The sequence below is a fragment of the Variovorax sp. 20P10.2.4 genome (genome assembly GCF_058244205.1).
In genome coordinates this window covers 1-5,458 of record NZ_JBZAYE010000508.1, presented here as the reverse complement: position 1 = coordinate 5,458, position 5,458 = coordinate 1, and the positions used below count along the sequence as shown (strand labels likewise).

Genomic DNA, 5,458 nt, shown 5'->3' with positions numbered 1-5,458 from the left:
TCAGGGTGGTGTGGGCGGGGAGAGGTGGATAAGAGAGAGGACGCGAAGGGCTCGCGCTGCCGCCAGCGCTCGCGCCGCGCGACCGCTTCGAGGGCTTCACGCTGGTGCGCGAGATCCACCTGAGTTCGCGCAGCCATGTCTACCTCGCCACCGACGACGCCAGCGGCCGCCCCGCGGTGCTGAAGCTGCCCTCGGTGGACCTGCGCGAGGACGCCGCCTACCTCGACCGCTTCGTGCTCGAGGAATGGGTGGCGCGGCGCATCGACAGCCCGCACGTGCTCAAGGCCTGGCCGCTGGAGCGCGCGCGCGGCCACCTGTTCGTGGCGATGGAGTACGTGGAGGGCCAGACGCTCGCGCAGTGGATGGTCGACCACCCGCGGCCCTCGCTCGACAGCGTGCGCGCCATCGTCGCGCAGCTCGCGCGCGGCCTGCAGGCCATGCACGGCAAGGAGATGCTGCACCAGGACCTGCGGCCCGAGAACGCGATGATCGACCGCGCGGGCACGGTCAAGCTGATCGACCTGGCCGCCACCCACGTGGCCGGTCTCAACGATGGCGGCGGCGAGCCGCGCGCGCTCGCGATCGAGGGCACGCCGCAGTACACCGCGCCCGAGTACTTCACGGGCCAGGGCGGCACGGCGCGCTCCGACCTGTTCTCGCTGGCCGTGATCGCCTACCGCATGCTGAGCGGGCAACTGCCCTACGGGCTGCAGGCTTCGCGCATCCGCGGCGCGGCCGATGCCCATCGCCTGCGCTATGTGCCGCTGCGCCAGTTCCGGCCCGAGCTGCCGGCCTGGGTCGACGCGGTGCTGCACAAGGCGCTGCATCCGCAGCCCGCGAAGCGGCAGCAGGCGGTGTCGGAGTTCGCGCACGACCTGCAGTCACCGGGCGCCGAGTTCCTGCGCGCGCGAATGCCGGCGCTGATCGAGCGCCGGCCGGTGCTGTTCTGGCAATGCACCACGGTGCTGCTGGCCGTGGCGGTGGTGGTGCTGCTGGGCCTGCGCGCCTTCGGGCGCTGAAGACGCTCAGCCCGCGCGCTTGGTGCGGATCGCCTTCGAGGCGCGCGAGTTCGGCTCGCGGCCCAGGGCCTCGCTGATGTAGACGCCGGCGTCGATCAGCTTGTCGAGATCGATGCCGGTCTCGATGCCCATGCCGTGCAGCATGTAGACCACGTCCTCGGTCGCCACGTTGCCGGTCGCGCCCTTGGCATAGGGGCAGCCGCCGAGGCCGGCCGAGGAGGACTGGAAGTTCCACACGCCCAACTCGAGCGCCGCCAGCGTGTTGACCAGCGCCTGCCCGTAGGTGTCGTGGAAGTGGCCGGAGATGGCGTCGACGCCGAAGTGGGCCAGCGTGGCCTCCATCGCCGCCTGCACCTTGCGCGGCGTGCCCACGCCGATGGTGTCGGCCACGTCGACGCGCTGCACGCCGATGCCCTTCATCAGCTGCGCGAGGTAGCCGACCTTGGCCGGGGCGATCTCGCCTTCGTAGGGGCAGCCGACGGTGCACGACATCGCGCCGCGCACGCGGATGCCCTTGTCGAGCGCCGCGGCCACCACGGGCGCGAAGCGCTCGATGCTCTCGGCGATCGAGCAGTTGATGTTCTTCTGGCTGAAGGCCTCGCTGGCGGCGCCGAACACCACGATCTCGTCGGGCCATTCCTCGCGCGGCGCGGCGATGGCGGCCTCGAAGCCCTTGAGGTTGGGCGTGAGCACCGAGTAGCGCACGCCGGGCTTGCGCTGGATGCCGTGCATCACCTCGGCGTTGTCGGCCATCTGCGGCACCCACTTCGGGCTCACGAAGCTGGTGACCTCGATCTCCTCGAGGCCGGCGTCCTGCAGCCGGTGCACCAGGCCGATCTTGGTCTCGGCCGAAACCGGCTGCTTCTCGTTCTGCAGCCCGTCGCGCGGGCCGACGTCGACGATCTGGACGCGGGTGGGGAGTTTCATGGCTTGTCTCTGGTGTCGCGGGAGGATGGAAAACCGGAATCCATTGTCCGGCAGATGGGCCCGGCCTGCCTGGTACACAAGGCGCGGAAGGTAGCAATGCGCGCCACAGCGGTTGCAAATGGTGCCAGTCGTTGGCTAGCCGTCGCTGCGCTCGAGCATGCTGGTGCGGAACGCCATCTTGCGCACGATGGCCGCGAAGGCGCGCGTGGGCGCCGCCTCGCGCGCCTTCGGTGCCCACAGCATGCCGGGCGTGCGCACCGGCGTCGGGCTCTCGAGCCGCACGGTCGCGAGCCCCGAGTTCGGCAGCACCGCGTTGGCCGAGACGATGGCCGCGAGCCGCGTCTTCGCCACCAGGCCCATGATCGGCGCCAGCGTGTTGATCTCGGCCACCACCTGCGGCTCGGCGCCGCAGGAGCGGAAGCACTCGTCGAGCATCTGCCGCGTGGCGAAGCTCGCGGGCAGCAGCGCCATCGGCAGGCGGTGCAGCTCGACCATGCGCAGGCGCTTGCGCCGCGCCAGCGGATGATCGTGCGCCACCACCAGCACCATCTCCTCGTTGTAGAGCGGCTCGAACTGCAGCGGCCCGGGCTGGGCCGGCCGGTAGGCGATGCCGAGGTCGAGCGTGCCCTGCTGCAGCCGCTGGCCGATCAGGTCGGCCGCGAGTTCGTCGACCCTCACGCGCACGCGCGGATAGCGCTGCTGGAAGCCCGCGATGCAGTCGGGAATGAAGCCGAGGTTGAAGGTGTGGGTGGAGCCGATGCGCAGCTCGCCGGCCGCCTCCTGCGGGTCCTCGCGCAGCGCGCCGAGGCCGCGGTCGATCTCCTGCAGCGCGCGCGTGGCGTGGTGCAGGAAGGCCTCGCCGGCCTCGGTCAGCGCCACGCGCTTGCCGATGCGGTCGAACAGCGGCCGGCCCAGCTCCTCCTCGAGCTGCTTGATCTGGTGCGACAGCGTCGACTGCGTGACGTGCAGCCGCTCGGCCGCGCGCGTGAAGTTGAGCGAGCCGGCCAGGGCGCTGAAGTAGCGCAGGTGCCGCAGTTCCATGGAGGCCTTCCGTTGCGTCGAACGATCGATGCCATCGATGGTATCCATGCAAAACCATCATTGTTAAAAATCGGGCCGCCTGCATAGAGTTCGCTCCCATCCCGCGAGGGCATGACACGACACGACAGCAGGAGATACACGAGTGCACAAGGTCCTCAGCGGCATCAAGGTGCTGGAGCAAGGCACGTTCATCACCGGGCCGGCGGCCGGCATGTTCCTGGCCGACCTCGGCGCCGAGGTGGTCAAGGTGGAGCAGCCCGGCAGCGGCGATCCGTTCCGTTCGTTCCGCGGCGGGCTCTACAGCCCGCACTTCCAGACCTACAACCGCAACAAGCGCAGCGTCACGCTCAACCCCAAGCTGGCCGAGGACGCGGCGGTGTTCGACGAGCTGGTGAAGGACTCGGACGTCTACATCCAGAACTTCCGCCCCGGCGCGGCCGAGCGGCTGGGCGCGGGCGAGACGCGGCTGCGCGAACTCAATCCGCGGCTGGTCTACTGCGCCATCAGCGGCTTCGGCCAGACCGGCCCGGCCGCGGCGCGCCCGGCCTACGACACGGTGGCGCAGGCGGCCAGCGCCTTCCTCAAGCTGCTGGTGAACCCGGCCAATCCGCGCGTGGTGGGCCCGGCCGTGGCCGACGCGATGACCGGCTTCTACGCGGCCTACGGCGTGCTCGGCGCGCTGGTCGAGCGCGGGCGCACCGGCCAGGGCCGCAAGGTCGAGGTCTCGATGCTCGAGGCCATGTGCCACTTCAACCTCGACGCCTTCACGCACTACTTCTCCGAGAACGAGATCATGGGTCCGTTCAGCCGGCCCAGCGTCTCGCAGTCGTACGTGCTCGAGTGCGCCGACGGCCTGTGGATCGCGCTGCACATGTCCTCGCCCGAGAAGTTCTGGCAGGGCCTGGCCAACGCGATCGAGCGACCCGACCTGTTCCAGGACGCGCGCTTCGCCACGCGCGAGGGCCGCATCGCGCACCAGAACGACCTGATCGCGCTGCTCGACGGCCTGTTCCGCGCGCGCACGCGCGCCGACTGGTGCGCGCGGCTCGAGGCCGAGGACGTGCCGCATGCGCCCATGTACGACACGCGCGAGGCCATGGAGGACCCGCAGGCGCGCCACCTGCAGCTCGAGGTCAGCGCGCCCCATCCCGAGGGCGGCGACTGGCGCACCATCCGCTCGCCCGTGAGCTTCGACGGCGAGCGCGCGCTCGAGGTCACGGCGCCGCCGGTGCTGGGCGCCGACAACGCGGCGATCGTCGAACCCATACGCCGACGCCTGCAACAGCGCTGACGCATTCCCACCCCAGAAGAAAAGAACGGAGACAAGCCCCATGACCCCATCGAACGCCGACGAACTGACCCGGGCCGCGCTGCAGCGCCTGGACGGCGCGGCCGACCCGCGCTTCGCGCGCATCATGCAGTCGCTGATCGAGCACCTGCATGCCTTCATCCGCGAGGTCGACCTGCAGCCCGCCGAATGGATGGCCGGCATCGAGTTCCTCACCGCCGTCGGCCAGGCCTGCGACGACAGGCGCCAGGAGTTCATCCTGCTGTCGGACACGCTGGGCGCCTCGATGATGGTGGTGATGCTCGACCAGCTGCGCGCCGCCGCGCTGGCCGGCAAGAACGGCGAGGCGCTGCCCGCGACCGAGACCACCGAGGCCACGGTGCAGGGCCCCTACTACTGGGACGGCGCGCCCGAGCTGCCGCTGGGCGCCGACATCGCGCCGGGCGTGCGCGGCGAGCCGGCCTTCTACAGCGGCCGCGTCAGCGACACGCGCGGCGAGCCGCTCGCGAACGCGCTGCTCGACATCTGGTCGGGCGACGGCGAGGGCGTCTACGACATGCAGGTCGAGGGCGCGGGCATGGCGGCGCGCGCGCGCATCCGCACCGACGCCGAGGGCCGCTACTGGTTCTGGTCGATCAAGCCCTCGTACTACCCGGTGCCGGTCGACGGCCCGGTGGGGCGCATGCTCGACGGCATGGGCCGCCATCCGAACCGGCCCGGCCACATCCACATGAAGGTGGCGGCCGAGGGCCACGTGCCGGTGACCACGCACCTGTTCGTCGCGGGCAGCCCCTACATCGACTCCGACGCGGTGTTCGGCGTGCGGCCCAGCCTGCTCGTCGACTTCGAGGCCCATGCGCCGGGCCGCGCGCCCGACGGCCGCGCGCTCGAGCAGCCGTACTGGTCCGCGCACTACGACTTCCATCTGCAACCCGCCACCTCGAACGCCCTCCCATGAAAATCGGCAAATCCACCGTCCCGCGCACCGCCATCTGCACCTCGGACGAACACACCATCGTCGTGCGTGGCCAGGACCTCTGCCGCGACCTGATCGGCCGCGTCTCGTTCTCGGACTACTTCTTCCTGCTGCTCACCGGCCGCCGTCCCGACGCCGCCTGCAGCGCGGTGCTCGACGCCACGCTGGTGGCGATCGCCGAGCACGGCCTGGTGCCCAGCGTGCAGG

General features: G+C 70.7%; 5 protein-coding genes and 1 pseudogene. 4 read left to right on the top strand and 2 right to left on the bottom strand.

All coding sequences use genetic code 11. The annotated features are described in order from the left end of the window. Positions 1-104 precede the first annotated feature (104 nt). On the top strand, positions 105-1,019 hold the full coding sequence (locus AC27VN_RS31570; RefSeq protein ID WP_490879108.1) for a serine/threonine protein kinase: 915 nt from the start codon (positions 105-107) through the stop codon (positions 1,017-1,019). A 6-nt stretch (positions 1,020-1,025) separates the two neighbouring features. On the opposite strand, the gene AC27VN_RS31565 is transcribed toward AC27VN_RS31570, so the two are convergent. Beyond that, on the bottom strand, positions 1,026-1,946 hold the full coding sequence (locus AC27VN_RS31565) for a hydroxymethylglutaryl-CoA lyase (protein ID WP_490879107.1): 921 nt from the start codon (positions 1,944-1,946) through the stop codon (positions 1,026-1,028). Positions 1,947-2,081: 135 nt separating this feature from the next. Continuing rightward, positions 2,082-2,987, bottom strand: a complete 906-nt coding sequence (locus AC27VN_RS31560; RefSeq protein WP_093348407.1) for a LysR substrate-binding domain-containing protein — start codon at positions 2,985-2,987, stop codon at positions 2,082-2,084. A gap of 142 nt (positions 2,988-3,129) precedes the next feature. Between AC27VN_RS31560 and AC27VN_RS31555 the strand changes: the two genes are divergently transcribed. The 3 genes and pseudogenes from AC27VN_RS31555 to AC27VN_RS31545 all read left to right on the top strand — a co-directional run. Further along, positions 3,130-4,278, top strand: coding sequence for a CaiB/BaiF CoA transferase family protein (locus AC27VN_RS31555; RefSeq protein ID WP_398499387.1), 1,149 nt, complete (start codon positions 3,130-3,132; stop codon positions 4,276-4,278). Between the two features lie 40 nt (positions 4,279-4,318). Continuing rightward, complete coding sequence (locus AC27VN_RS31550; protein WP_490879106.1) at positions 4,319-5,233, top strand: dioxygenase family protein; 915 nt, start codon at positions 4,319-4,321, stop codon at positions 5,231-5,233. Then, a pseudogene (locus AC27VN_RS31545) lies at positions 5,230-5,458 on the top strand (citryl-CoA lyase); the annotation flags it as partial. The gene AC27VN_RS31550 and the pseudogene AC27VN_RS31545, both read left to right, overlap by 4 nt.

Bases quoted from the DNA above. Each gene is read 5' to 3' on its own strand.
- AC27VN_RS31565 (WP_490879107.1), bottom strand. From the start codon at position 1,946: ATGAAACTCCCCACCCGCGTCCAGATCGTCGACGTCGGCCCGCGCGAC.
- AC27VN_RS31560 (WP_093348407.1), bottom strand. From the start codon at position 2,987: ATGGAACTGCGGCACCTGCGCTACTTCAGCGCCCTGGCCGGCTCGCTC.
- AC27VN_RS31550 (WP_490879106.1), top strand. From the start codon at position 4,319: ATGACCCCATCGAACGCCGACGAACTGACCCGGGCCGCGCTGCAGCGC.